Source organism: Streptomyces sp. NPDC034084 (genome assembly GCF_055575535.1).
Genome location: NZ_JBVISK010000003.1, coordinates 185,898 through 209,898 on the forward strand (window position 1 = coordinate 185,898; position 24,001 = coordinate 209,898).

The following is a 24,001-nucleotide window of genomic DNA, read 5'->3' on the forward strand; positions in this document are numbered from 1 at the left end:
CCCCCGAGGACACTCCCGGCCCGGCCGCCGTGTGCTCAGATCGCCCAGGCGTACTGCGGCGGGGCGGGGGTCCGCGCGCCGAGGTCGCGGGCGGCGCGGCGCGGCCAGGAGGCGTCGCGCAGGAGCTCGCGGCCGAGGAGGACCGCGTCGGCCTCGCCGCTGGCGAGGATCTTCTCGGCCTGTCCGCTCTCGGTGATCAGGCCGACGGCCGCGACGGGCAGCCCGGTCTCCGCCTTGACGCGGGCGGCGAAGGGCACCTGGTAGCCGGGTCCCACCGGAATCTCGGCCGGCCCGCCGTTGCCGCCGCTGGAGACGTCGAGGAGGTCGACGCCGTGCTCGCGCAGGAGGGCGGCGAAGCGCACGGTCTCGTCGACCGTCCACCCCTGCTCCTCCAGCCAGTCGGTGGCGGAGATCCGGAAGAAGAGGGGCAGCTCCTCGGGCCAGACTGCCCGGACGGCGTCGACGACTTCCAGGGCGAGGCGGGTCCGGTTCTCGAACGAGCCGCCGTACGCGTCCGTCCGGTGGTTGCTGTGCGGGGAGAGGAACTCGCCGATCAGGTACCCGTGGGCGCCGTGCACCTCGAGAACCTCGAAACCGGCCGCCAGGGCGCGCCGGGCGGCGTCGGCGAACCGGCCGGTGATCTCCTGGATCCGCTCCACGGTCAGTTCGGTCGGCACCGGGTAGCCCTCGGCGAACTCGACAGGGCTGGGGGCGACGGGCTGCCAGCCCTCGTCCGGTCCGACGGGGCCGCGTCCCAGCCAGGGGCGGTTGGTGGCGGCCTTGCGTCCGGCGTGCCCGATCTGGATGCCGGGGACGGTGCCGTGCTCCTTGAGGAAGCCGGAGATCCGCCGGAGTCCTTCGATCTGGGTGTCGTTCCAGAGGCCGAGGTCCGCCGGGCTGATGCGGCCCTCGGGGGCGACGGCCGTCGCCTCGACGAGGATCAGTCCGGCGCCGCCGGTGGCACGGGCCGCGTAGTGGGCGAAGTGCCAGTCGCCGGCGACCCCCGCGTTCGGTCCGGTCGTCTCCGCCGAGTACTGGCACATGGGCGCCATCCAGACCCGGTTGGGCACGGTCAGGGACCGCAGGGTGTACGGCTCGAACAGGGCGACGCTCATGACGGACTCCATTTCGGGATGCCTCGAAGGTCCTCGTACGATACTCATCGTAGTACGGCGACTGTCAAACTACGAGGACTCTCGTACAATGGACCGCATCCCGGATGAAGTGGAGCCGCCGCCATGACGACCACCACCAGCCCGCGCGTCCTCGAACACCCCACGCGCGACCAGATCCGCCTCGAAGAGGTGCTGCACGCCCTCGCGGACGCCGTGCGTCTGCGGATCGTGCGGGACATGGCGCGCGAGGACACCGAGCTCAGCTGCTCGTACTTCGACCTCCCGGTGACCAAGTCCACGACCACGCACCACTTCCGGGTGCTCCGCGAGAGCGGCGTGATCCAGCAGATGTACCGGGGCACGGCCAAGCTCAACGCCCTGCGCAGGGACGACCTCGACGCCCTCTTCCCCGGCCTGCTCGACTCCGTCCTGGCCGCCGCAGGCGCCCAGGCCGGGCGCGAGGGGGAGGCGGTCTGACGAGCGGGCCCCGCTCCGGCGGCCCGCCTCGGGGAAGCTCCGCCCCGTCGGGCCGGCGCCGTCCGCGCGGCCGCCTACAGCGAGCGCATCCGGTTGATCTCCGAGGTCTGCTGGGCGATCACGTCGTTCGCCATCTCCTCCACGATCCCGTTGTTCCCCTCGCTCAGCACCTCGGCGGCCATCGTCACGGCCCCTTCGTGGTGCGTGATCATGAGCTTCAGGAAGAGTTCGTCGAAGGCCTCGCCCTTGGCGTTCCGCAGCTCCTTCAGCTGGTCCTCGGTCGCCATGCCCGGCATCGAGTGATGGTCGTGGGCTCCCTGCTCGCGCGGACCACCGTTGTTTTCCAGCCAACCTTCCATCGCGTCGATCTCCGGCCGCTGCGCCGCGGCGATGCGTTCGGCGACCTTCTTCACCTGGGGCGAGGAGGCCCGCCCGGGGGCCAGCTCCGTCATCGTCAGGGCCTGCCGGTGGTGCACGATCATCATCTGCGCGTACCGGAAGTCCGCGCTGTTCGGGCTCTCGTCGGGGAGCAGCCGGGCGGCCTCCTCGGGGGATATCCGCCGGGCCGGTTCGCCGGGCTTCCCCGGGGCCACCACCGCTGGACCGGTCGAGGCCGCGGCCCGCGGGGCGTCCTCGTCCGGTCCCGACTCGCAGGCGCCCAGGGCGAGTACGGCGACGGCGGACAGGGCCAGGACGGCGACGGCACGCTGACGGCGGATCAACAACGCGACCTCCAGATGTTCTTGCGGGGACGGTGACCGTTCCTAGCACTTTTCTCGGGCGGACCGATCAAAAACATTCATGACGTCTGTGTTGCCATCTGTTGAGATGTGCACGGCAAGGAAGATACTGCCGGGGTCCAACACCCGTTCACAACCGAACGGATACCAGGGAGGACGGAGTGACTTCGTTGCGTACCCCGCGTACCACGTCCGACACGCGCGACCCGCGTGCCCGGTTCAGACGCCTGGGCGTGGCATCCGCCGCCGCCGGGCTGCTGGCCACACTGCTCGCGGCCGGCTCCGCCGCCGCCACCCCCGACCCCGGGGACTCGGCCCCCGCGCAGGGCGCCGTCTCCTCGCGGCAGGCGGCCGAGGCGCGCTCCGCCATCCAGAGCGGCGAGATACCCGGCGTGGACGAGATCGTCCACAGCCAGAACATCGAGCACCTCGCGAACGTCCCCAAGGACGCCCTCAAGAGCCTCAACACGGACCTCGCCTTCCAGGGCAAGTACGCCTTCGCCGGCAACTACGACGGCTTCCGGATCTACGACATCAGCGACCCGAAGGACCCGAAGACCGTCGCGCAGGTCTTCTGCCCGGGCTCCCAGAACGACATCTCCGTCTCCGGGAACCTCCTCTTCCTCTCCACCGACTCCTCCCGCAGCGACAACTCGTGCGCCAGCACGACGCAGCCCGCCTCGGTCAAGGAATCCTGGGAGGGCATGAAGATCTTCGACATCAGCGACATCGCCAACCCGAAGTACGTCGCCGCCGTCGAGACCGCCTGCGGTTCCCACACCCACACGATCCTGCCCAAGGGCAAGAACGTGTACGTCTACGTCTCCTCCTACTCGCCCAACGCGGCCTTCCCGGACTGCCAGCCCCCGCACGACGGAATCTCCGTCATCAAGGTGCCCCGCAAGGCGCCCGAGAAGGCGGCGGTCGTCAACTTCCCCGTCCTCTTCCCGGGCGAGGGCCCGGACGGCGGTGGCAACCCGGGCGGTCCCACCAACCCGGGCGTCTCCAAGACCACCGGATGCCACGACATCACCGTGCTGCCGGAGAAGGACCTCGCGGCCGGCGCCTGCATGGGTGACGGCATCCTCTTCGACATCGAGGACCCCGAGCACCCGCGGGTGATCGACCAGGTCCAGGACAACGTCAACTTCGCGTTCTGGCACTCCGCGACCTTCAACCAGAAGGCGAACAAGGTCGTCTTCACGGACGAGCTCGGCGGTGGCGGCGCTGCCACCTGCAACGCCGAGGTCGGCCCGAACCGGGGTGCCGACGGCATCTACGACATCGTCGGCAAGGGAGACAAGCGCAAGCTCGTCTTCCGCAGCTACTTCAAGATCCCGCGCCACCAGGCCGACACCGAGAACTGCGTCGCCCACAACGGCTCGCTGATCCCGGTCAAGGGCAAGGACCTCATGGTGCAGGCCTGGTACCAGGGCGGCGTCTCCGTCTGGGACTTCACCGACTCCTCCGCCCCGAAGGAGATCGCCTACTTCGAGCGCGGCCCGCTCTCCGCCACCACGATCACGACCGGCGGCTCCTGGTCCGCGTACTACTACAACGGCCACATCTACTCGAACGACATCGCGAAGGGCTTCGACGTCCTGAAGCTCAGCGACCGCCGTACGGACCCGGCGAAGCGGATCCGGATGGACGAGCTCAACGTCCAGACCCAGCCGGACTACTTCGACTTCGACGACTGACCGGGGGCGTGAGGGCCGGCTGACGGCCCGATCGCCGTCGTGCCGCCGGGCGGACCTCCGTCCGGCGGCACGCCCGCCTCCCAGTCGAGCCCGTACCGCTGGAACAGCTCCGACCGCAGGCGCCCCAGCGGCATGGGGGCTCCCGGCAGCAGCACCGCCACCACCGCGCCCATCAGCAGGGCGCGCAGCAGCGGGTAGTCGGTGTCCACGTCCGCGGAGCCGTACCGCGTGACCGTGTCCCGCAGCAGGAAGGCCAGGCGCTGCTGCTCCTGGCACTGCACGAACCCCTCCGCCTGCAGGATGCCCGCCATATGGGTCCGCATCAGCGTGGGCCGCGTCACCGCGAGCCCCAGAATCGCGTCGATCGCCCGGGCCAGCCGCTCGCGGCCGTCCTCCGTGCGCGGCTCCCGCTCGAGCGCCTCCTCCAGGGTGAGGTGCATCAGCCGGTGCACCGCCGCCTGGAGCAGCTGCCGCTTGCCGGGGAAGTAGTACGAGATCAGCCCCCGCGCCGTACCGGCTCGCTCCGCGATGTCGCCCAGCGTGGTCGCCTCGTAACCCTGGGCGTCGATCAGCTCCACCGTGGCCTGGAGAATCCGCTCGCGCGACCGTCGCCGAAGCTCTTCATTGACCGATGGGCTACGCGGGGACATGCTGGACTCCTGCGTTGACTGGCTGCCGGCCAATATACTCGGCGCATCCCGTCGGCATGCCCCTGTGGCATACCGCCGGGGAGGCCGTCTGTTCTGGGCGACACGGGGGATCGTCCAGAACAGGCGGCTTCATCGTGTTTCTCCCATTCTGCTCCCGTCGCTGCCGCCCTGGGACGCGGTCCGCGCCGCCGCTCGCCGCTCGCTCCACCGGTACGTGAGGACCGCCGCGGCCGCACAGCACCAGCCGAGCAGCCAGCCCCCGACGACGTCCGAGGGCCAGTGCACGCCCAGATAGACCCGCGTCCAGCCGACCCCGAGCACCGAGACCACGGCGGCGGTCGCCAGGACGCCCCAGCCGCGCCACTCGTCGCGCCAGTGCAGCGCGAGGACCCAGAGCAGCAGCCCGCAGGTGACCGTCGCCGTCATCGCGTGCCCCGACGGGAACGCGGCGTACCGCGCCGAGTCGACGGGATCGGCCCACTGCGGCCGGTCCCGGGCCACCAGCGCCTTGAGGGCCTGCTGCAGTCCGGCGGCCAGCAGGCTCGTGCCGGCCACCCACAGAGCCGCCCGTCGCTCCCGCCGCCGCCACAGCAGCACCGCGGTGGCGGCGGCCAGGACGCGCATCGTCCACGGGTCCCACACCCAGTCGCTCAGGACACGGTTGACGTGGGTGAGGCCGGGGTGGGCGTGGGCACTGCGGTGGAGCGCCTCGGCGACCGACCGGTCGAAGGAGAGCAGTGGCGACCACCCCACGGCGACGAGCACGAGCAGAGCGAGGGCCAGGACTCCGGAGACGAGGGCGGAGGAGCGCATGCGCCGATCCTGCCCGACGATCCACCCCGCACCGCCCTCCACCCGCCCGCCGCGCGTCGCCGCGCGAGCCCCGTCCGCATCTCCGGCTCCGTCCCTCGTGAGAGCCCCGTCTGCCGTCCGGGTCACGTCCGCCGCGCGGGCCCCGCCCGTCCTCAGGGCTCCGTCCCCCGTGCGAGCCCCCGCCGCCGTGCGCGTCGCCGCCCACCGCTATCCCAGCGCGCTGAGCGCCGGGGCGAAGGCCACGAGGACGGGGACCACCGGCACCAGGGACGCGGCCGCCGTCAGCCGGAGCCGGCGCCCGGCGGTGAGACGGGGCGCCGCGGTGAGCAACCGGTTCACGCGCTGCGGCAGACCGGTGTCGGGAGCCTGGCCGGGGCCGAACACCCCCCGGTCCTCGTTCAGTTCGACCAGCGCGAGCGCGATGGTGAGTCGGCCGAAGCGGCGCGAGGCCACGTCGTCGGCGGCCAGCTCCACCAGGCGGTGCATCTCCTCACGGAAGGCCGTGAAGACCGGGATCCCCGGGAATCCGGCGGCCAGCGCCGCAGAGGAGTGCAGCAGCCAGTCGTGCCGGGCCCGCACGTGACCCTGCTCGTGTGCCAGGACCGCGTCCAGCTGACGTCCCTTCAAGCGGCGCAGCGCCGCCGTCGTGATGACCAGCTGGGGCGTGGCCCCCGACATCCACCAGGCGTCCGCCCGCCCCCCCTCCAGGACGACCAGCCGCTCGCTGTCCGGCCGCTCCCCGGGGAGCAGGGGCGCGCGGACGAGCAGATCACAGCGGCGCTGCCTGCGCCGGGCGCGGGCCTGGCCGATCTCCCGGCCCAGCATCGCCCCCGACCAGAGCCCGCCGGCCGCCAGGACCACCGCGAGCACCGCGGACCAGGGCCCGGACGTGCCGAGTTCGTACGCGTCGATCACGGCGCGCGGCGCGCCCGCGAAGACCTGCCCCCGGACGGCCTGCCAGGCCGCCGACGCGCTGAAGGTCATGGAGAGGGCGAAGCTCAGCAGTACGGCCGCGACCGCGCACTGCCACACCCACAGGGCCACCACGGGTTCTCGCTCGACCCAGTCCGCCCGGGACAGCAGCCGGGGGGCCGCGAGGGCGGTCAGGACGCCGAGCAGGAACAGCGCGAGGGAGACCCACATGGGCGTCAGCCTATGAGCGCGGTACTGGCCGGGGGTATGGGCTCGGAGGGCAAGTGACATACACCACGGTTCGGTTGGCCGGAAGACGTTGCCGCCGGGCCGGATCGCACGAGGTCTCCTCGGGTCTCCGGCGCCGCCGTCCTCACAGGGTCACCAGCATCGCGAGCATCGCGAGCGCCATCGAGAGCCGGCAGGCGAGCGCGAGCTCCGGCCGGGTCGCCCAGGCCGGGCCCGGCCCGCCCGTGGCCGCGGCCACGGGGACGAGGCGGGATCCCGAGCGGAGCACGTACGCCACGTAGTAGAGGAGGAGGCCGCCCGTGAGCACGGGTATGCCCCCAGTTGCCGCCGTGTGCCCCGTGTGCGCCCCCGCCGCGCCGGACGCCGCCATCGCCACCGTCATGTAGACCATGGCGAGCGAGCCCACCAGATGGTGCAGATGGTGTCCGCCGCGCCGGAGCGCCGGGAGGCCGTGCAGGGCCGCCCCGCCGAACACCGCCGCGTAGACCGTCCAGACCCACTCCGGCGGGCTCAGGACCGCGGCGGGCAGCGCCATGGCGGCCATCCCGAAACCCATCACCGCCTCGCCGCCCGCGGCCCGCCGCTCCTCACCGGCGCAGGCGCGCATCCGCAGCAGGCAGTACGCGCCCGTCGCCGCGCAGAGCGCGACCAGCAACCACCCGGACAGACCCGCTCCGTGCACGGCACACCTCCCCCTCGACACCGTCCCCTCCGGAGAGGAATGCCCGCCTCCCGGGCGCCACACCCGGGCGCACAGGCGCGCACAGGTGTACGAGGGGCGTGAAAGGAGCGCGCGTTAGGCTCGGGACGATCGCGCACGCCGATCGTCAGCGCCCGAGGGGAGCCCGATACATGGACATCGCCACGTCCCAGGAGACCGGCCGGATCAGTTACCGCGAAGCGGTCCTCGACGACGTCCCCGCCCTCGTCCCGCTCGTCGAGTCGGCGTACCGGGGCGACGCCAGCCGGGGCGGCTGGACCACGGAGGCGGACATCCTCCAGGGGCAGCGCACCGACCCCGAGGGCGTGGCCGCCGTGATCACCACCGCCGGCAGCCGGCTCCTGGTCGTCGAGCGCGACGGTGATCTCGTCGCCTGCTGCCAGCTGGAGCACCGGGGCGAGGCCGCCTACTTCGGCATGTTCGCGGTCCGCCCCGAACTGCAGGGGGCGGGTCTGGGCAAGCAGATCCTCGCGGAGGCCGAGCGCCGGGTGCGCGAGCTGTGGGGCGTGCGCGAGATGCACATGACGGTGATCTCGGTGCGCGAGGAGCTGATCGCCTGGTACGAGCGGCGCGGGTACCGGCGTACGGGCCGGACGACCCCGTTCCCGTACGGCGACGAGCGCTTCGGCCTGCCCCAGCGCGACGACCTGGAGTTCGAGCTGCTGATCAAGCCCCTGGGCTGACGCGTACGGTGCCCGCACGGCGGAAGGGTGGCTTCAACCCTGACGGACAGGAAAAACTTCTGCCGTCAGGGGGGTCGCACAGGATAATCTCTCTTGTCTCCCCTTGTGGGAACGAAGCGCCGATGGTTACGGTGTCTTGACGCAAGGTTCTCCTGTGGAGGAAGAGGCATGACGGAAATTCTTGTGCAGGACGTGATCGGTGGGGGGATATCCACCGACGACCGCGTGATCGACCACCCGGCCTGGGCCGAGCTCAAGAATGCCGTGGAGGAGATCCGTCCCTGGCAGAGCGCGGACGGCTCCATCGACTTCGAGGCCGAGGGCGCCCCCGCCCGCGCGCTCGTCGAGCTGACCGTGGACCGCCTGGTCGCGGCCGTCGAGCAGCTCTCCCCGCTCGTCCCGCACGACGGCGCCTACCACCGCGCCCTCGTCGCGGACCTGCGCAAGTGGGTCGAGAACGGCTTCACCGTGCCGGACTTCCTGGACTCCCTGATGGAGTTCCACCCGGCCGCCGGCCGCGCCGACGGGCTCCAGCACCTCGTGCTCTTCCCGATGTACACGCAGAACGGCAACCCGGACCGCAACTTCGAGGCCGTCGTGCTGCGCATGGTCTGGCCGGAGTGGCTCTCCGAGCTGGAGCGCACCCGCTACGACAACCCCGGCTTCTGCGGCATCACCTTCGAGGACTTCACCGCCGGGTACGACACCAACTCGGCCGTTCTCTTCCCCGAGACCGTCGCCGTCCGCGAGGTCCCGGAGCGCTTCACCTGGGGCGGCATCTTCTGCGACCGCGAGGCCGCGCGCTTCCGCAAGGTCACCGAGGCCGCGGTCGACACCCTCGGCGTGAAGCTCCCCGCCGACATCGACGCCATGCTCGGCGACCAGGAGCGCTGCCAGCAGGCCTTCGCGCTCTGGGACCTGGTCCACGACCGCGCCCACAGCCGCGGCGACCTGCCCTTCGACCCCTTCATGATCAAGCAGCGCCAGCCCTTCTGGATGTACGGCCTCGAGGAGCTCCGCTGCGACCTCACCGCCTTCCGGGAGGCCGTGAAGCTGGAGGCCGAGGGCAACGGGCACGGCCGTGACGTGCAGTACACCGTGCTCTTCGACCGGATGTTCCGCTTCCCGCTCACCGGCGACCGCAACCGCAACTACGACGGTCTCGGCGGCCAGCTCCTCTTCGCGTACCTTCACAAGAACGACGTGGTGCGCTGGACGGACAACATCCTCACGATCGACTGGGACCGGGCCCCCGAGGTCACCAACCGCCTCTGCGCCGAGATCGAGACCCTCTACCGCGAGGGCATCGACCGCCCGAAGCTGGTCCACTGGTTCAAGGCGTACGAGTTCGTCTCGGCCTACCTCGCCCCGCACCCGGGCTCGAAGTGGGCCAAGGGTCCCGACGCCCTCGACCTCTCCCTGCCGCCGCGCAAGCTCGTCGACGACGTGCTTCCGGACGAGTTTCCGCTCAGCATGTTCTTTGAGGCCCTCGCCAAGAAGCTGAAGGGCGTGATCGCCGACACCAAGGGGATCACCGCCGCCGACGTCCCGAGCACCGAGCGGGCCGCCGCGTGAGCGACCTCATCGAAAACACCGAGGAGGCGTCGCCCATGATCTCCAACGGAAACGGCGGACCGCTGGACGGCGCCGTCATCGCGGTCGCCGGCGCGGCCGGCCCCGCGGGCCGTGCGACGCTGCTGCGTCTCGCCGAGGCGGGCGCGACCGTCGTCGCCTCCGACGCCGACCCGGCCCGCCTCGCCGAGGCCGTCGACGCCGCCCGCTACGGCCACGGCGGAGCCAAGGTCGTCGGCGACACGGTCGACCTCCTCGACCTGGACGCCACGCGCGACTGGGCGGCGAAGACCGAGAAGGAGTTCGGCCGCGTCGACGGCCTGGTCCACCTCGTCGGCGGCTGGCGCGGCGCCCCTTCCTTCACCGAGGCCGACCCCGCGGACTGGGACTTCCTGGAGAAGCTCCTCATCCGCACGGTCCAGCACACCTCGCTCGCCTTCCACGACGGGCTGCTGCGCGCCGGCGGCCGCGGCCGCTACGCCCTGGTCAGCCAGTCCGGCGCGCACAAGCCGGTCGCCAACAACGCCGCGTACAACGCCGGTAAGGCGGCCGCCGAGGCCTGGACCCTCGCCATGGCCGACTCGTTCCGCAAGCTGGGGGGCGACGAAGGTCCCCAGGCGGCGGCTGCCATCCTGGTGATCAAGGCATTGGTGCACGACGCCATGCGCGCCGAACGCCCCAACGCGAAGTTCGCGGGCTTCACCGACGTCAAGGACCTGGCCGAGGAGATCGCCGGGCTCTGGGACAAGCCCGCCCAGGAAGTGAATGGACAGCGTCTGTGGCTGACCCCCAAGCCGTGACCGCGGCACTCGGCCCCAGGACCGACGCACGTCGTCACCACGACCCGTCGGTCCGGGGCTTCGCCAGCGACAACTACGCCGGCGCCCACCCCGAGGTCCTCGCGGCCCTCGCCCTCGCCAACGAAGGCCACCAGGTCGCCTACGGCGAGGACCAGTACACCGAGCACCTCCAGCGGATCATGCACAGCCACTTCGGCCCCACCGCCGAAGCCTTCCCGGTCTTCAACGGGACCGGGGCGAACGTGACCGCGCTCCAGGCGCTGACCGACCGCTGGGGCGCCGTCATCTGCGCCGAGACCGCCCACATCAACGTGGACGAGGGCGGCGCGCCAGAGCGGATGGGCGGCCTCAAGCTGCTCACCGTCCCGACCCCGGACGGCAAGCTCACCCCCGAGCTGATCGACCGGCAGGCCTGGGGCTGGGAGGACGAGCACCGGGCCATGCCCCAGGTCGTCTCGATCACCCAGAACACGGAGCTCGGCACCCTCTACACGGTGGAGGAGATCCGCGCGATCGTCGAGCACGCCCACGCCAAGGGCATGAAGGTCCACCTCGACGGGGCGCGGATAGCCAACGCCGCCGCCTCGCTGAACGTGCCGATGCGCGCCTTCACGAACGCGGTCGGCGTGGACGTCATCTCGTACGGCGGGACGAAGAACGGCATGCTCTTCGGCGAGGCCGTCGTCGTCCTCAACCCCGACGCGGTCAGCCACATGAAGCACCTGCGCAAGCTGTCCATGCAGCTCGCCTCGAAGATGCGCTTCGTGTCGGTGCAGCTGGAAGCCCTCCTCGCGAAGGACCTGTGGCTGCGCAACGCCCGCCACTCCAACGCGATGGCCCAGCGCCTCGCCGCCGGGGTGCGCGAGCTCGACGGGGTGGAGATCCTCTACCCGGTGCAGGCCAACGCGGTCTTCGCCCGCCTCCCGCAGGAGGTGTCGCGACGACTGCAGGAACGCTTCCGCTTCTACTTCTGGGACGAGGCCGCCGGCGATGTCCGCTGGATGTGCGCCTTCGACACCACGGAGGACGACGTGGACGCCTTCCTCCAGGCCCTGAAGGAAGAGCTGGCCCGCTAGCAGCGAATGCATAAAGATACGGCCGGACGGAAAGTCATTGACTCCGTCCGGCCGTCTTCATAGGGTCATCCCGCATGGAACTCATCCAGCTCGACCCCGACCTCGACGCCTACCTAGCCGCGAGCGAGGCCGTCGACCATGACCATCCGCTCGTCAAAGACCTGGCCCAGCGCCTCGCCGACGATCACCCCGACGCATACTCATACGCCGAAGCGGCCTGCGCGTTCGTCCGCGACACCATCCCGCACTCCATGGACTCCGGCGATCTCCGCGTCACCTGGCGCGCCTCCGACGTCCTGGAGCAGCGCACCGGCATCTGCTACGCCAAGTCCATCGCGTACGCAGCGCTCCTGCGGGCCCGCTCCATCCCCGCGGCCCTCTGCTACCAGCGCCTCACCGAGGACGACGGTACGCACCCGGTGATCCACGGCCTCGTCGCCGTCCTGCTGCCCGGCGAGCGAGTCTGGGCCCGCCAGGACGTGCGGGGCAACAAGCCGGGCGTCGACGCCCGGTTCTCGCTGGGGGACGAGCGGCTTGCCTGGACCGTACGGCCGGAACTCGGCGAGGTGGACCACCCCGAGCTGTACGCGGAGCCCCACCCGGTCGTCCTGGGCGCCCTGAAGGCCGCCCCCGACCGCCCGTCCCTCGACCGGACGCTGCCGACGGAACTCCGACCCGGGCGGCGGCGGGGAGAAACGGTTCCGCCCGCGCCGGCTTCCGTCAGTCGGCTGCCGTGAACCGGCTTCGTCAGCCGGCTTCCTTGACCTGGGCCGGCGTCGGAGCCGTACCGCCGAGGTGCGCGGGCACCCACCAGGTGTCGCTCGCGTCCTTGGGGCGGACCGGGTAGGCGCGCTGCGCGGCCTCCAGGAGCTCCTGGACGCGCTCGCGCAGCCGCCGCGTGATCGCGCCCGCGTACTGGTCGGCGGGGGCCTCGACCGGCTCGCCGACGCGGATGGTCACGGGGGTGTGGCTCCGCTTGAAGTTCCGCGGCCGCCCCTTCGTCCACAGCCGCTGGGTGCCCCACAGCGCCATCGGGATCAGCGGGACGCCCGCCTCCTGCGCCAGCCGCGCCGCACCCGTCTTGAAGCTCTTGAGCGTGAAGGACTCGGAGATGGTCGCCTCGGGGAAGACGCCGATGATCTCGCCGGCCCGCAGCGACTCCAGGGCGTGCTTGAAGGCGTGCTCGCCCTGGGAGCGGTCCACCGGGATGTGCTTCATGCCGCGCATGAGCGGGCCGGAGACCTTGTGCCGGAAGACCGAGTCCTTCGCCATGAAACGCACCAGGCGCTTCTGGGGCAGGGCGGCGAGACCCGTGAAGATGAAGTCCAGATAGCTGATGTGGTTGCTCACGAGCACCGCGCCGCCGGTCCGGGGGATATGCTCCGAACCCTGCGTGTCGATCTTCAGGTCCAGCGCCTTGAACATGGTCCGAGCGGCGCCGATGACCGGCCGATAGACGAGTTCTGCCATCGGTGAGGAACCTTTTCTTCAGGTGCCCGGAGCGGTTTCTCCCGGCGAAGTTACGCGGCCGTAGGTTTTCGGCTTTGAGAGATCGTGCCCCATGAAGGGCCACGTAACCAGTCCAGACGGCTCCGTACAGGGAGATTCTCGTCACTCGCGGTGGCCTTGGCGGGAATCGATCGGCGCCACCCGGCGCTGTACCCGGGGGAAACCCGGAGCTTGAAGGGGAGAGGGATGACCGAGGTCCTGGGGCCGGAGGCGCTGGGCGCCGCGCTGGGGGAGAGGGCCACCCTCGTCCAGTTCTCGACCGCCTTCTGCCAGCCCTGCCGGGCCACGCGCCGCACCCTCGCCGAGGTCGCCGCGATGGTGCCCGGCGTGGGGCACGTCGAGGTCGACGCCGAGGAGCGGCTCGACCTCGTACGAGAGCTGGGCATCACCCGTACCCCCACCGTCCTCGTCCTCGACGCCGCCGGGCGCATCGTCCGCAGGGCCGCGGGACAGCCCCGCAAGGCGGACGTCATCGCCGCCCTGGGCCGGGCCGTCTGACGGACGGTCCGCGGCGGACCCGGCCCGCATGACGCGCACCCGCCGCGGGCCGTCCGGCGGGGCCCGCGGCCGCCCGTCTGACGCCGTGACACTTCTCCCACATCCCGGTACGCACTTGACTGCACCGTCCACCGATCGTCACCCTGACGGAGTGCCCATAGAACTCCTTCTCTACGGCCGGGCCCACGTGGACCTGGCCCGCAACGCGAGTGCGCGCTGTCCGGGTGTCTGACCAGCCCAGGACCCCTCTCATGACGCCCTCGCAGAAGGACAACTCCATGACGGTTACGCCGGACCTCCAGCTCAGCACCGTTCCCACGATCGGCGCACCCCGGCAGGCCTCTCCCGATCTGCTCCGTTCCGTCTTCCGCCGGCACGCGGCCGGGGTCGCGGTCATCACCGCCCACGGTGAGCGGCCCGTCGGCTTCACCGCCACCTCGCTCAACTCCGTCGCCGCCGAACCACCGCTGGTCTCCTTCGGGGTGGGCACGACCTCGTCCAGCTGGCCCGTGGTCTCCGAGGCCGAGTTCATCGGCGTGCACATACTCGGCGAGCACCAGCAGGAGCTCGCGTCCACCTTCGCCCGCAGCGGCGCCGACCGCTTCGGTCCGGGGACCCGCTGGAGCGTCGGCCCCGAGGGAGTGCCCGTGCTCGACGGCGTCCTCGCCTGGCTGGTCTGCCGCGTGGTGGCCCGGGTGCCCGCCGGGGACCACCGGATCGTCATCGCGCAGGCCGTCGCCGGCGACCCGGACGGTGTGGGCCGGCCGCTCCTCTACCACCACGGACGCTTCAACGCGCTGCGCGACTGAGAGTTCCCGTGCGCGCCGCTCTCCGCGCATGGGCCAGATCACACGCCTGAGCGCTTGCTCACTGGTAACAGACTGGGTGTACTGACGAGTAATATTCCGGTCGGGGCGTCCGGCGCCCCGACCGGAAACCCGCCCTTCAGGCGCCTATGCTGCGAGCAACAAGGCAGCCCAGTTATGACGATGCAGTAGGAGAGCCGGCGTGAGCTTGAGGATCGTTGTCTGTGTGAAGTACGTGCCCGACGCCACCGGCGACCGGCACTTCGCCGATGACCTGACCGTCGACCGCGACGACGTCGACGGCCTGCTGTCGGAGCTCGACGAGTACGCGGTCGAGCAGGCCCTGCAGATCGCCGAAGAGGCCGACGACGCCGAGGTCACCGTGCTCACGGTCGGCCCCGAGGACGCCAAGGACGCGCTGCGCAAGGCGCTCTCCATGGGCGCCGACAAGGCCGTCCACGTCGAGGACGACGACCTGCACGGCACCGACGTCATGGGTACCTCGCTGGTGCTCGCCAAGGCGATTGAGAAGGTCGGCTACGACGTCGTCATCGCCGGTATGGCCTCCACGGACGGCACCATGGGTGTCCTCCCGGCCATCCTCGCCGAGCGCCTGGGCGTCCCGCAGGTCACCCTGCTCTCCGAGGTCAAGATCGAGGGCGGCACCGTCACCGGCCGCCGTGACGGCGACGCCGCCTCCGAGCAGCTGGAGGCCTCGCTTCCGGCCGTCGTCTCCGTGACGGACCAGTCGGGCGAGGCCCGCTACCCGTCCTTCAAGGGCATCATGGCCGCCAAGAAGAAGCCGGTGGAGTCCCTGGACCTCTCCGACCTCGACATCGAGGCCGAGGAGGTCGGCCTCGAGGGCGCCTGGACCGCCGTGGACTCCGCCGCCGAGCGTCCGGCGCGCACCGCGGGCACGATCGTCAAGGACGAGGGCGAGGGCGGCAAGCAGCTGGCCGAGTTCCTCGCGAGCCAGAAGTTCATCTAGCCGCTGGGCTCGCGTGAGCCGCTGAAGTCCGCCCCCGTTTCTTCCGCAGGAGATTGAAGTCCCATGGCTGAGATTCTCGTCTACGTCGACCACGTCGACGGAGCCGTCCGCAAGCCCACCCTGGAGCTGCTGACCCTCGCCCGCCGCCTCGGCGACCCGGTCGCCGTCGCCCTCGGCAACGGCGCCGCCGACACCGCGGCCGCGCTCGCCGAGCACGGTGCCGTGAAGGTCCTCACCGCCGACGCCCCCGAGTTCGCCGACTACCTCGTCGTCCCCAAGGTCGACGCCCTCCAGGCCGCGTACGATGCCGTGTCCCCGGCCGCCGTGCTCGTCCCCTCCTCCGCCGAGGCCAAGGAGATCGCGGCCCGCCTCGCGGTCCGCATCGGCTCCGGCGTCATCACCGACGCCGTGGACCTGGAGGCGGGTGACGAGGGCCCGGTCGCGACGCAGTCCGCGTTCGCCGCCTCCTTCACGACCAAGTCCCGCGTCTCCAAGGGCACCCCGGTCATCACGGTCAAGCCGAACTCGGCCCCCGTGGAGGCCGCCCCGGCCGCCGGCGCCGTCGAGGCGCTCACCGTCTCCTTCTCGGACAAGGCCCGCGGCACCAAGGTCACCTCCCGCACCCCGCGCGAGTCGACCGGCCGCCCCGAGCTGACCGAGGCCGCGATCGTGGTCTCCGGCGGCCGCGGCGTCAACGGCGCCGAGAACTTCGCGATCATCGAGGCGCTCGCCGACTCGCTCGGTGCCGCCGTCGGCGCCTCGCGCGCCGCCGTCGACGCCGGCTGGTACCCGCACTCCAACCAGGTCGGCCAGACCGGCAAGTCGGTCTCGCCGCAGCTGTACATCGCCTCCGGCATCTCCGGCGCGATCCAGCACCGCGCGGGCATGCAGACCTCGAAGACCATCGTCGCCATCAACAAGGACGCCGAGGCTCCGATCTTCGACCTCGTCGACTACGGCGTCGTGGGCGACCTCTTCGACGTCGTCCCGCAGCTCACCGAAGAGGTGAAGTCCCGCAAGGGCTGACCTGCGGTTCTGTCCGGCCCGGGGGCCGCACGGCGATCACTCGCCGTGCGGCCCCCGGCCGTTTCGGACAACCATTGACGCAGGTCCCGACCGCCTACTAACTTCGCCATACGGATTGTTGATTCCGTGCAGCGGAAAACAGGAGGATGCAGGATGGGTCAGCAGGAGAAGGTGTCGACGAGCCTCGCCGGCGCGATCAGCGAGGGCATCAGCGCCTCCCTCGCAGCGGTGGACGCCGAGCTCGACCGGCGCTACCCGGGAGACCCCGGCACCCGCCAGCCCGTCCACACCGTCTACGTCCCGGGCAACGTCTTCGACGCCGGAACCATCCGCTCCTGGGGCGACCAGGCCCTCGCCGCCCTCGACGAGCACGCCCCCGACGCCGCCTCCTTCGCCGCCGTCCTCGGCCTCTCCGACGACCTCGCCGAGGACGTCTACGGCCGGGTACGGGCCAAGCTGGAGCGCGAGCCCATCGAGGACCTCCGGGTCGACTTCGAGGACGGGTACGCAGGCCAGGACGAGGACCAGGACGCCGCCCGGGCGGCCCGGCTGATCTCGGAGGCGTACCGGAACGGCACGGCCGCCCCGTACATGGGCATCCGGATGAAGTGCATGGAGGCCGCCGTACGCGAGCGGGGCATCCGCACCACCGACGTCTTCCTCACCGGCCTCCTGGAGAACGGCGGCCTCCCCGACGGGCTCGTCCTCACCCTCCCCAAGGTCACCTACCCCGAGCAGGTCTCCGCCTTCGTCCGTCTCCTGGAGGCCTTCGAGAAGGCCCACGGCCTCGACGCGGGCCGGCTGGGCTTCGAGATCCAGATCGAGACCAGCCAGGCCATCCTCGCCACCGACGGCACGGCCGCCGTCGCCCGCATGATCGGCGCCGCCGAGGGCCGCGCCACCGGACTGCACTACGGCACCTTCGACTACAGCGCCTGTCTCGGCGTCTCCGCCGCCTACCAGGCCAGCGACCACCCGGCCGCCGACCACGCCAAGGCGATCATGCAGGTCGCCGCCGCCGGCACCGGCGTGCGCGTCTCCGACGGCTCCACCAACGTCCTGCCCGTCGGCTCCACCGAGCACGTCCACGAGGCCTGGCGCCTGCACTACGGCCTCACCCGCCGCGCCCTCGCCCGCGCCTACTACCAGGGCTGGGACATGCACCCCGGTCACATCCCCACGCGCTACGCCGCCGTCTTCGCCTTCTACCGCGAGGGCTTCGAGACCGCCGCCAAGCGCCTCTCCGCCTACGCCAACCACGCCGGCGGCGACGTCATGGACGAGCCCGCCACCGCCAAGGCCCTCAGCTCCTACCTGCTGCGCGGCATCGACTGCGGCGCCCTCGACACCGCCGAGGTCGACGCCCTCACCGGCATGACCCGCGCCGCCCTCGACAGCTTCGCCGCCCCGCGCCGCGGCGACCTCACGGCCACCACGGAGCGCTGACGGGACACGCTCCCGGCACCGCCCCGTACCCCTGTCGATTTTCACCTCGCCGACAGGGGCACGGGGCCAGGGCGTACGTGCACGGACACGGGGCCACGCGTCCGTACCCGGGCGCGGCTCTCAGGCGGCCGGCGGCGCGATCTCGCCCGACCCGCGGGCGAGCAGCGTCGTGCCGAGCACCAGCCGCTCCGGCGCCCCCTGGGCCCCGTCGAGGCGCCGGAAGAGCCGCTCCGCGGCCGTCCGGCCGAGCGCCGCGGCGTCCTGGGAGACGACCGTGACGCCGAGCAGATCGGCGAGCTCGATGTCGTCGAAGCCGACCAGGGCGACCGGCCGCCCGTGCCGGGCGAGGGCCCGGACCACGGTCACCGTGACCCGGTTGTTCCCCGAGAACAGGGCCGTCACGGGCTCCGGGCCCGCCAGCAACTCCCGTACCGCCGCGCTCACGCGCTCCGGGTCGGTGGAGCCGAGCGACACCCAGGCGTCCCGGACCGGCAGGCCCGCGTCCTCCATCGCCGCGCGGTAGCCACGCAGCCGCTCGGCCGCGGTGTGGATGCGGGGACGGTCGCCGATGAAGCCGATCCGGCGGTGGCCGTGCGCGATCAGATGGGCCACGCCGGCGCGCGCCCCGCCGAAGCTGTCGGAGAGGACGGCGTCGGCGTCGATCCGCCCGGCGGGCCGGTCGACGAAGACCGTGGCGACCCCCGCCCTCATCTCCGGCTCCAGGTACCGGTGGTCGTCACCGGCGGGGATGACGATCAGACCGTCGACCCGGCGCGCGCAGAGCGCCAGCGCCAACTCCTGCTCCCGGGCCGGGTCCTCGGCGCTCGAGCCGTTGATCAGCAGGGCGCCGTGCGCCCGCGCGACCTCCTCGACCGCCCGGCTGAGCGGCCCGTAGAAGGGGTCGGCGAGGTCCTCCAGGACCAGCCCGACGGTCGCGGTCCTGCCCTTGCGCAGGACCCGCGCGCTGTCGTTGCGGCGGAATCCGAGGGCCTCGATGGCCTCCCGGACGCGGCTCTCGGTGTCCGGGGTGACGCCGGGCTCGCCGTTGACGACCCGGGACACCGTCTTGAGGCCCACGCCGGCGCGGGCGGCGACGTCCTTCATCGTGGGCCGAGTGCCGTAGCGGGGTTCGGAGCGGCGGGCGATGTCGGCCACGTTGTGAGGGTCCTCCGGAGCGTGTCGGGTCGATCTCGGTTCGAGCATAGGCCCTGGATAACGTTGTCATCCCAGGGAGACTGTGAAGGCCCCGTACGAACCGACTTCCCGCTCCCTCTCGTTCCTCTCGCCGACCGGAGAATCAGCCGCCATGCAGCACGACCCCGCCACCGGCCTCGTCGCCGCCCTCGACTTCGGAGGCACCAAGATCGCCGGCGCCCTGGTCGACGGCGCGGGCCGCATCCGCGTCCGGTCCCAGCGGCCCACGCCCGCGCGCGAGGACGGCGAGACGGTCATGGCGGCGGTCGAGGAGGTCCTCACCGACCTCGCGGCCTCCCCGCTGTGGGAGTCCGCCGAGGCCGTCGGCATCGGCAGCGCGGGCCCGGTCGACGCCTCCCGGGGCACCGTCAGCCCGGTGAACGTGCCCGGCTGGCGCGACTACCCGCTCGTCGACCGGGTCCGCCGGGCCACGGGCGGCCGGCCCGTCACCCTCGTCGGCGACGGCGTCGCCGTGACGGCCGCCGAACACTGGCTCGGAGCCGCCCGCGGCCACGCCAACGCCCTGTGTCTCGTGGTCTCCACGGGCGTCGGCGGCGGCCTCGTCCTCGACGGCCGGCTCCACCCGGGGCCCACCGGCAACGCCGGTCACATCGGGCACGTCCCCGTGGACCTCGACGGCGAGCCCTGCGCCTGCGGCGGGCGCGGCTGCGTCGAGCGCATCGCGGGCGGCCCGCACCTCGCCCGCCGTGCCCTGGAGAACGGCTGGCGGCCGGGGCCCGACGGCGACGTCTCCGCCGCGGCGGTGGCCACCGCCGCACACGCCGGGGACCCGATCGCCCTCGCCTCGTTCGAGCGGGCGGCCCAGGCCCTCGCGGCGGGCATCGCCGCCACCGCCGCTCTCGTCGAGATCGACATCGCCGTCGTCGGCGGCGGGGTGGCCGGCGCCGGCGAGGTCCTCTTCGCCCCGCTCCGGCGCGCCCTCGGCACCTACGCCACACTGTCCTTCGTCCGGCACCTGACGGTCGTCCCCGCCGCCACGGGCACGGACGCCGGCCTCCTGGGCGCGGCGGCGGCCGCGCGCGCGGGGGAGGGGAACACAGGGCCCGAGGACGCCGGGTCGGGTTCCTGACCCCGGCCGACACCGGGGTCTGACGCCGGGTCGGGTTCCTGACCCCGGCTGACACCGGGATCTGACGCCGCGTCGGGTTCCTGACCCCGGCCGACACCGGGGTCTGACGCCGGGTCGGGTTCCCGACACCCGCCGGCGCCCCTCACTCCCGTATCCGCTCCGGCGTCCGCTGCTCGACGACCACCAGGAACGCGTCGGATTCCAGATCCATCACGACCTGGGCCGGCACACCCTCTTCGCGCCGCGCCCCGGCGAACTCCTCCGCCGGCCAGCTGCCCCGCGGGCCGCCGGCAGGGAACCGTTCGAGAACCATACGACTCATCTCAGCACCCCCTCGTGCTTGCCGTTCTCAACGACGAATGTCCGGAAGTGTCACGCACATGCCGAGACATGCGTTCGTGGTTTCCGTGGCAGGGTGTTGCGGGCAAGCCACTGGGGGCTATCGAAGAGGGGGAAACGTGATCGTCTGGATCAACGGTACGTTCGGCGCGGGGAAGTCCAGCACCGCGCGCGAGCTGGTCGATCTGATCCCGAACAGCACCCTGTACGACCCCGAGGTCACTGGCGGGGGACTACGCCGGCTGCTCCCGGCCAAGCGGCTCGCCGAGGTCGAGGACTACCAGGACCTGCCGATCTGGCGCCGCCTGGTCGTCGACACGGCAGCGGCCCTGCTGGCCGAGGTCGGCGGCGTCCTCGTCGTCCCGATGACCCTGCTGCGCCAGGAGTACCGGGACGAGATATTCGGCGGGCTCGCCGCCCGCCGCATCGAGGTGCGCCATGTGCTGCTCGCCCCGGGGGAAACGATCCTGCGGCAGCGGATCGACGGCCGGGCGGAGTACGGCGACCCCGAGGTCGACGCGCGCGTCCGGGACTGGTGCCACCAGCACCTCCCGCCGTACCGCGCGGCCCTCGACTGGCTCGCCGCCGACGCGTACACGCTCGACACCTCGGCCCTCACCGCGGCCGAGGCCGCCCAGGCCGTCGCCGACGCGGTCCGGGCCGGGCGGATCGAGCCCTGCGGCATCGTCCAGACGCCCGAGCCGACCGGCGAGACCCTCGCCGCCGGCGTCCTGCTCTTCGACGAGCAGGACCGCTTCCTCCTCGTCGACCCCACCTACAAGCCGGGTTGGGAGTTCCCCGGCGGAGTCGTCGAGCCCGGCGAACCCCCGGCCCGGGCCGGCATGCGCGAGGTGGCCGAGGAGATCGGCCTCGAACTCGACGCCGTCCCCCGTCTGCTGCTCGTCGACTGGGAACGCCCGAAGCCTCCCGGCTACGGCGGGCTGCGCCTCCTCTTCGACGGCGGGACGCTCAGTGCCGCCGACACCGGGCGTCTCCACCTCCCCGGCGCCGAACTCCGCGGCTGGCGGTTCGTCACCGAGGAGGAGGCGGCGGAACTGCTGCCGCCCGTACGCTACCGGCGCCTCCGCTGGGCCCTGCGCGCCCGGGAACGCGGAACGGTCCTCAACCTGGAGGCGGGAGTACCGGTGGGCTGACCCCGGGGCCTATGCCTGGGCCTCCGCCGCGGCCGCCGTCAGCCGGGCCGCCGTGTCCGTGGTCACCGGTGCTCCGTGCCCGCAGCACAGCACCGACGGAGCCAGCTTCGCCAGGCGCCGCATGGAGTCCAGGGCCAGGGCACGGTCGACGTGGAACACGCCGAACATCACGTCCGGCACCGAGGCCACCGTGTCCCCGGCGAACAGCACGCCGTGACGGGGGAGATGGACGGCGATCGAGCCGGGGGTGTGGCCGGGCACGTGGACCACCACGGCGCCGCCGCCGAAGTCCAGGACCTCGCCGTCCTCGACCTCCCGGTCGACCCGGGTCGGCGGTGCCTCCGGCGAGGTGATTCCGTGCTCGAAGAGCGGCCGTTCCCAGTCCAGGAGGTCCGGCTCCGGGACCGGGGCCTCGCCCCTGATCACCGGCGCGTCCAGCCGGTGCGCGAGGATCTCGGCGCCGTACCGGTCCGCGAGCTCCTGGGCCGAGCCCACGTGGTCCCGGTGGCAGTGGGTCAGCACGATCCGGCGCAGCCGTTCCGGATCCAGGCCGGCCGACCGTATCGCCGCGGCCGTCGCGTCCGCCGTGCCGGCCCAGCCGGCGTCGATCAGGGTCACTTCCTCCTCGTCCTGCCACAGGTACGCCTGGCCGATGGAGTAGTCGAGGACGTGCAGCCGCGGGGTGATCTCGGAGAGTTCGATGGATGTCATACGGCGAACCTACGCATCCGCGCAGGTCCGCCGTACGCTTCTACGCTCTCGGCGAGCTTCGCCGAGCGCTGAACCCGATCCGGTGTCAGTCCTGCTTAGAACGGGCGTAGTTGACGAGGAAGTGCGCCTCGGCGACCGAGAGCCGCTCCAGCTCCTCCGGGGAGACGGACTCGTTCGGCGCGTGGATCTGCGCCTCCGGCTCGCTCAGACCGATCAGCAGGATCTCCGACTCCGGGTAGAGCGAGGCCAGCGTGTTGCACAGCGGGATCGAGCCGCCCATGCCCGCCGTCTGCATCTCCTCACCGGGGTACGCGATCCGCATCGCCTCGGCCATCGACGTGTACGCCGGGCTGGAGGTGTCCGCCTGGAACGGCTGGCCCTGACCGACCTGCTCCAGGGACACCCGGGCGCCCCACGGCGTGTGGTTCTCGATGTGCGCGAAGAGCAGCTTCGTCACCTCGGCCGCGTCCTCGCCCGGGGGCACCCGCAGGCTGAGCTGCGCGCGGGCCGACTTCGGGACGGAGGGGGTCGCGCCGGCCACCGGGTGGCAGTCGATGCCGATGACCGTGACCGCCGGGCGGGCCCAGATCCGGTCGGCGACCGTGCCGGCGCCCGGCAGGGACACGCCCGCGAGCACCTTGGCGTCCCGGCGGAAGTCCTCCTCCGGGTACTGGAGGCCCTCCCACACCTGGTCACCGGGGAGGCCGTCGATGACGGTGGAGCCGTCCGGGCCCCGCAGCGAGTCCAGTACGCGGATCAGCGCGGCCAGCGCGTCGGGCGCGGCGCCGCCGAACTGACCGGAGTGCAGGTTCCCCTCCAGGGTGTCGATCTGCACCCGGATCATCGTCATGCCGCGCAGGGTCGCGGTCACCGTCGGCAGGCCCACGCGGAAGTTGCCCGCGTCGCCGATCACGATGGCGTCGGCCGTGAGGAGCTCGGGGTGCTCCTCCGCGTACCGCTCAAGGCCGCCGGTGCCCTGCTCCTCCGAGCCCTCGACGATCACCTTGACCGTCACCGGCACGCCGCCGTTCGCCTTGAGCGCGCGCAGCGCGAGCAGGTGCATGATGAAGCCGCCCTTGCAGTCGGCGGCGCCGCGCCCGTACCAGCGGCCGTCCCGCTCGGTCAGCTCGAACGGCGGGGAGAGCCAGACGGACTCGTCCAGCTTCGGCTGCACGTCGTAGTGGGCGTACAGGAGGACGGTCGGCGCGCCCGCCGGGCCGGGCAGAACACCGTACACGGACTGCGAGCCGTCCGGGGTGTCGAGCAGTGCCACGTCCTGGAAGGCCTCCGCGCGCAGGGCGTCCGCGACCCAGTTCGCCGCCGCCTCGCACTCGCTCCTGGGTGCCACGGCCTCGTCCGCCACCGACTCGAAGGCCACCAGTTCCGTCAGCTCGGCCTTGGCCCGGGGCATCAGGGACCGGACGGTCTCGGCGATCGGATTCGGGGTCATGGGCACGCTCCTGGTGGGTGCGACGTTGAGACGTGAGGAGGCGTCCGTCGTATGTCGTGGTACGGCGAACGCACCGTCGATCCTACGGCCGGGTCTCTGGGGGCCGCGCCGTAGGATGCGTCAGGAGCAGACCACCGGTCGGATCAGGAGCAGAAGCACACGTGAGCAGCGAGCACGCAGAGAACGCCGGTCCGGAGCACACCGAGCCCGAAGGCGCGGCTCCTGAGGCCGCCGGGAGCGCGGACGCGGTGCCGGCGGACCTCCCGGAGGGCGCGGATCCGG

25 protein-coding genes are annotated in these 24,001 nt (G+C 72.0%); 14 read left to right on the forward strand and 11 right to left on the reverse strand.

Annotated features, from left to right (window positions below; translation table 11 throughout):
• Positions 1-35: 35 nt before the first annotated feature.
• Positions 36-1,115, reverse strand: a complete 1,080-nt coding sequence (locus ACZ51I_RS11865) for an NADH:flavin oxidoreductase/NADH oxidase (protein ID WP_468874241.1) — start codon at positions 1,113-1,115, stop codon at positions 36-38.
• A 123-nt stretch (positions 1,116-1,238) separates the two neighbouring features.
• Between ACZ51I_RS11865 and ACZ51I_RS11870 the strand changes: the two genes are divergently transcribed.
• Positions 1,239-1,592: an ArsR/SmtB family transcription factor gene (locus ACZ51I_RS11870; protein WP_468874243.1), complete on the forward strand. Its 354-nt coding sequence runs from the start codon at positions 1,239-1,241 to the stop codon at positions 1,590-1,592.
• 74 nt (positions 1,593-1,666) lie between these two features.
• Here the strand turns inward: ACZ51I_RS11870 and ACZ51I_RS11875 are convergent, their stop codons facing one another.
• Positions 1,667-2,317 (reverse strand): DUF305 domain-containing protein, encoded by a 651-nt coding sequence (locus ACZ51I_RS11875; RefSeq protein WP_468874245.1) that lies wholly within the window; start codon positions 2,315-2,317, stop codon positions 1,667-1,669.
• A gap of 176 nt (positions 2,318-2,493) precedes the next feature.
• Here ACZ51I_RS11875 and ACZ51I_RS11880 point away from each other — a divergent pair, with 176 nt between their 5' ends.
• Entirely contained in the window at positions 2,494-4,032 is a 1,539-nt protein-coding gene (locus ACZ51I_RS11880) for an LVIVD repeat-containing protein (protein WP_468874248.1), read from the forward strand.
• Here ACZ51I_RS11880 and ACZ51I_RS11885 read toward each other — a convergent pair.
• From ACZ51I_RS11885 to ACZ51I_RS11900, 4 genes are all read right to left on the reverse strand, one after another.
• Positions 4,011-4,682 (reverse strand): TetR/AcrR family transcriptional regulator, encoded by a 672-nt coding sequence (locus ACZ51I_RS11885; protein WP_468874250.1) that lies wholly within the window; start codon positions 4,680-4,682, stop codon positions 4,011-4,013. The two genes, ACZ51I_RS11880 and ACZ51I_RS11885, sit on opposite strands and share 22 nt — an antisense overlap.
• Before the next feature lie 129 nt (positions 4,683-4,811).
• Positions 4,812-5,495 (reverse strand): phosphatase PAP2 family protein, encoded by a 684-nt coding sequence (locus ACZ51I_RS11890; protein ID WP_468874252.1) that lies wholly within the window; start codon positions 5,493-5,495, stop codon positions 4,812-4,814.
• Between the two features lie 207 nt (positions 5,496-5,702).
• Positions 5,703-6,638 (reverse strand): M56 family metallopeptidase, encoded by a 936-nt coding sequence (locus ACZ51I_RS11895; RefSeq protein WP_468874254.1) that lies wholly within the window; start codon positions 6,636-6,638, stop codon positions 5,703-5,705.
• A 142-nt stretch (positions 6,639-6,780) separates the two neighbouring features.
• Complete coding sequence (locus ACZ51I_RS11900; protein ID WP_468874257.1) at positions 6,781-7,338, reverse strand: DUF5134 domain-containing protein; 558 nt, start codon at positions 7,336-7,338, stop codon at positions 6,781-6,783.
• 170 nt (positions 7,339-7,508) lie between these two features.
• On the opposite strand from ACZ51I_RS11900, the gene ACZ51I_RS11905 reads away from it, so the two are divergent.
• From ACZ51I_RS11905 to ACZ51I_RS11925, 5 genes are all read left to right on the forward strand, one after another.
• Positions 7,509-8,060, forward strand: a complete 552-nt coding sequence (locus tag ACZ51I_RS11905) for a GNAT family N-acetyltransferase (RefSeq protein WP_468874259.1) — start codon at positions 7,509-7,511, stop codon at positions 8,058-8,060.
• Between the two features lie 168 nt (positions 8,061-8,228).
• A complete protein-coding gene (locus ACZ51I_RS11910; RefSeq protein WP_468874261.1) occupies positions 8,229-9,635 on the forward strand; it encodes a DUF6421 family protein in 1,407 nt (468 codons plus the stop codon).
• A 35-nt stretch (positions 9,636-9,670) separates the two neighbouring features.
• Positions 9,671-10,432 (forward strand): SDR family NAD(P)-dependent oxidoreductase, encoded by a 762-nt coding sequence (locus tag ACZ51I_RS11915; RefSeq protein ID WP_468874263.1) that lies wholly within the window; start codon positions 9,671-9,673, stop codon positions 10,430-10,432.
• Positions 10,429-11,508: a threonine aldolase family protein gene (locus ACZ51I_RS11920; RefSeq protein WP_468874265.1), complete on the forward strand. Its 1,080-nt coding sequence runs from the start codon at positions 10,429-10,431 to the stop codon at positions 11,506-11,508. The genes ACZ51I_RS11915 and ACZ51I_RS11920 overlap by 4 nt, the downstream gene beginning before the upstream one ends.
• A gap of 74 nt (positions 11,509-11,582) precedes the next feature.
• Entirely contained in the window at positions 11,583-12,245 is a 663-nt protein-coding gene (locus ACZ51I_RS11925) for a transglutaminase-like domain-containing protein (RefSeq protein WP_468874267.1), read from the forward strand.
• Positions 12,246-12,255: 10 nt separating this feature from the next.
• Here ACZ51I_RS11925 and ACZ51I_RS11930 read toward each other — a convergent pair whose 3' ends face one another.
• Positions 12,256-12,978, reverse strand: a complete 723-nt coding sequence (locus tag ACZ51I_RS11930; protein WP_468874270.1) for a lysophospholipid acyltransferase family protein — start codon at positions 12,976-12,978, stop codon at positions 12,256-12,258.
• Positions 12,979-13,203: 225 nt separating this feature from the next.
• Between ACZ51I_RS11930 and ACZ51I_RS11935 the strand changes: the two genes are divergently transcribed.
• From ACZ51I_RS11935 to ACZ51I_RS11955, 5 genes are all read left to right on the forward strand, one after another.
• On the forward strand, positions 13,204-13,515 hold the full coding sequence (locus tag ACZ51I_RS11935; protein WP_468874272.1) for a TlpA family protein disulfide reductase: 312 nt from the start codon (positions 13,204-13,206) through the stop codon (positions 13,513-13,515).
• Positions 13,516-13,793: 278 nt separating this feature from the next.
• Positions 13,794-14,324: a flavin reductase family protein gene (locus ACZ51I_RS11940; RefSeq protein WP_468874274.1), complete on the forward strand. Its 531-nt coding sequence runs from the start codon at positions 13,794-13,796 to the stop codon at positions 14,322-14,324.
• Positions 14,325-14,523: 199 nt separating this feature from the next.
• On the forward strand, positions 14,524-15,309 hold the full coding sequence (locus tag ACZ51I_RS11945) for an electron transfer flavoprotein subunit beta/FixA family protein (RefSeq protein WP_468874276.1): 786 nt from the start codon (positions 14,524-14,526) through the stop codon (positions 15,307-15,309).
• Between the two features lie 63 nt (positions 15,310-15,372).
• Complete coding sequence (locus ACZ51I_RS11950) at positions 15,373-16,335, forward strand: electron transfer flavoprotein subunit alpha/FixB family protein (RefSeq protein ID WP_468874278.1); 963 nt, start codon at positions 15,373-15,375, stop codon at positions 16,333-16,335.
• Positions 16,336-16,488: 153 nt separating this feature from the next.
• Entirely contained in the window at positions 16,489-17,781 is a 1,293-nt protein-coding gene (locus ACZ51I_RS11955) for a DUF6986 family protein (protein ID WP_468874280.1), read from the forward strand.
• A 120-nt stretch (positions 17,782-17,901) separates the two neighbouring features.
• Here the strand turns inward: ACZ51I_RS11955 and ACZ51I_RS11960 are convergent, their stop codons facing one another.
• On the reverse strand, positions 17,902-18,936 hold the full coding sequence (locus ACZ51I_RS11960; protein ID WP_468874282.1) for a LacI family DNA-binding transcriptional regulator: 1,035 nt from the start codon (positions 18,934-18,936) through the stop codon (positions 17,902-17,904).
• A 151-nt stretch (positions 18,937-19,087) separates the two neighbouring features.
• Between ACZ51I_RS11960 and ACZ51I_RS11965 the strand changes: the two genes are divergently transcribed.
• Complete coding sequence (locus tag ACZ51I_RS11965) at positions 19,088-20,065, forward strand: ROK family protein (RefSeq protein WP_468874285.1); 978 nt, start codon at positions 19,088-19,090, stop codon at positions 20,063-20,065.
• Between the two features lie 142 nt (positions 20,066-20,207).
• Here the strand turns inward: ACZ51I_RS11965 and ACZ51I_RS11970 are convergent, their stop codons facing one another.
• Positions 20,208-20,387 (reverse strand): hypothetical protein, encoded by a 180-nt coding sequence (locus tag ACZ51I_RS11970; RefSeq protein ID WP_468874288.1) that lies wholly within the window; start codon positions 20,385-20,387, stop codon positions 20,208-20,210.
• A 136-nt stretch (positions 20,388-20,523) separates the two neighbouring features.
• Here ACZ51I_RS11970 and ACZ51I_RS11975 point away from each other — a divergent pair, with 136 nt between their 5' ends.
• Positions 20,524-21,558, forward strand: a complete 1,035-nt coding sequence (locus tag ACZ51I_RS11975) for an NUDIX hydrolase (RefSeq protein ID WP_468874291.1) — start codon at positions 20,524-20,526, stop codon at positions 21,556-21,558.
• Between the two features lie 9 nt (positions 21,559-21,567).
• On the opposite strand, the gene ACZ51I_RS11980 is transcribed toward ACZ51I_RS11975, so the two are convergent.
• Together ACZ51I_RS11980 and ACZ51I_RS11985 are read right to left on the reverse strand one after the other, a co-directional pair.
• A complete protein-coding gene (locus tag ACZ51I_RS11980) occupies positions 21,568-22,269 on the reverse strand; it encodes an MBL fold metallo-hydrolase (RefSeq protein WP_468874294.1) in 702 nt (233 codons plus the stop codon).
• 85 nt (positions 22,270-22,354) lie between these two features.
• Positions 22,355-23,719 carry a M20/M25/M40 family metallo-hydrolase gene (locus ACZ51I_RS11985; protein WP_468874295.1) on the reverse strand — a complete coding sequence of 455 codons (1,365 nt, stop codon included), beginning with the start codon at positions 23,717-23,719 and terminating at the stop codon, positions 22,355-22,357.
• Between the last annotated feature and the right edge of the window lie 282 nt (positions 23,720-24,001).

Bases quoted from the DNA above. Each gene is read 5' to 3' on its own strand.
- ACZ51I_RS11885 (WP_468874250.1), bottom strand. From the start codon at position 4,682: ATGTCCCCGCGTAGCCCATCGGTCAATGAAGAGCTTCGGCGACGGTCG.
- ACZ51I_RS11865 (WP_468874241.1), bottom strand. From the start codon at position 1,115: ATGAGCGTCGCCCTGTTCGAGCCGTACACCCTGCGGTCCCTGACCGTG.
- ACZ51I_RS11985 (WP_468874295.1), bottom strand. From the start codon at position 23,719: ATGACCCCGAATCCGATCGCCGAGACCGTCCGGTCCCTGATGCCCCGG.
- ACZ51I_RS11870 (WP_468874243.1), top strand. From the start codon at position 1,239: ATGACGACCACCACCAGCCCGCGCGTCCTCGAACACCCCACGCGCGAC.
- ACZ51I_RS11930 (WP_468874270.1), bottom strand. From the start codon at position 12,978: ATGGCAGAACTCGTCTATCGGCCGGTCATCGGCGCCGCTCGGACCATG.
- ACZ51I_RS11905 (WP_468874259.1), top strand. From the start codon at position 7,509: ATGGACATCGCCACGTCCCAGGAGACCGGCCGGATCAGTTACCGCGAA.
- ACZ51I_RS11950 (WP_468874278.1), top strand. From the start codon at position 15,373: ATGGCTGAGATTCTCGTCTACGTCGACCACGTCGACGGAGCCGTCCGC.
- ACZ51I_RS11955 (WP_468874280.1), top strand. From the start codon at position 16,489: ATGGGTCAGCAGGAGAAGGTGTCGACGAGCCTCGCCGGCGCGATCAGC.
- ACZ51I_RS11940 (WP_468874274.1), top strand. From the start codon at position 13,794: ATGACGGTTACGCCGGACCTCCAGCTCAGCACCGTTCCCACGATCGGC.
- ACZ51I_RS11895 (WP_468874254.1), bottom strand. From the start codon at position 6,638: ATGTGGGTCTCCCTCGCGCTGTTCCTGCTCGGCGTCCTGACCGCCCTC.
- ACZ51I_RS11980 (WP_468874294.1), bottom strand. From the start codon at position 22,269: ATGACATCCATCGAACTCTCCGAGATCACCCCGCGGCTGCACGTCCTC.
- ACZ51I_RS11935 (WP_468874272.1), top strand. From the start codon at position 13,204: ATGACCGAGGTCCTGGGGCCGGAGGCGCTGGGCGCCGCGCTGGGGGAG.
- ACZ51I_RS11925 (WP_468874267.1), top strand. From the start codon at position 11,583: ATGGAACTCATCCAGCTCGACCCCGACCTCGACGCCTACCTAGCCGCG.
- ACZ51I_RS11965 (WP_468874285.1), top strand. From the start codon at position 19,088: ATGCAGCACGACCCCGCCACCGGCCTCGTCGCCGCCCTCGACTTCGGA.
- ACZ51I_RS11970 (WP_468874288.1), bottom strand. From the start codon at position 20,387: ATGAGTCGTATGGTTCTCGAACGGTTCCCTGCCGGCGGCCCGCGGGGC.
- ACZ51I_RS11890 (WP_468874252.1), bottom strand. From the start codon at position 5,495: ATGCGCTCCTCCGCCCTCGTCTCCGGAGTCCTGGCCCTCGCTCTGCTC.
- ACZ51I_RS11915 (WP_468874263.1), top strand. From the start codon at position 9,671: ATGATCTCCAACGGAAACGGCGGACCGCTGGACGGCGCCGTCATCGCG.
- ACZ51I_RS11910 (WP_468874261.1), top strand. From the start codon at position 8,229: ATGACGGAAATTCTTGTGCAGGACGTGATCGGTGGGGGGATATCCACC.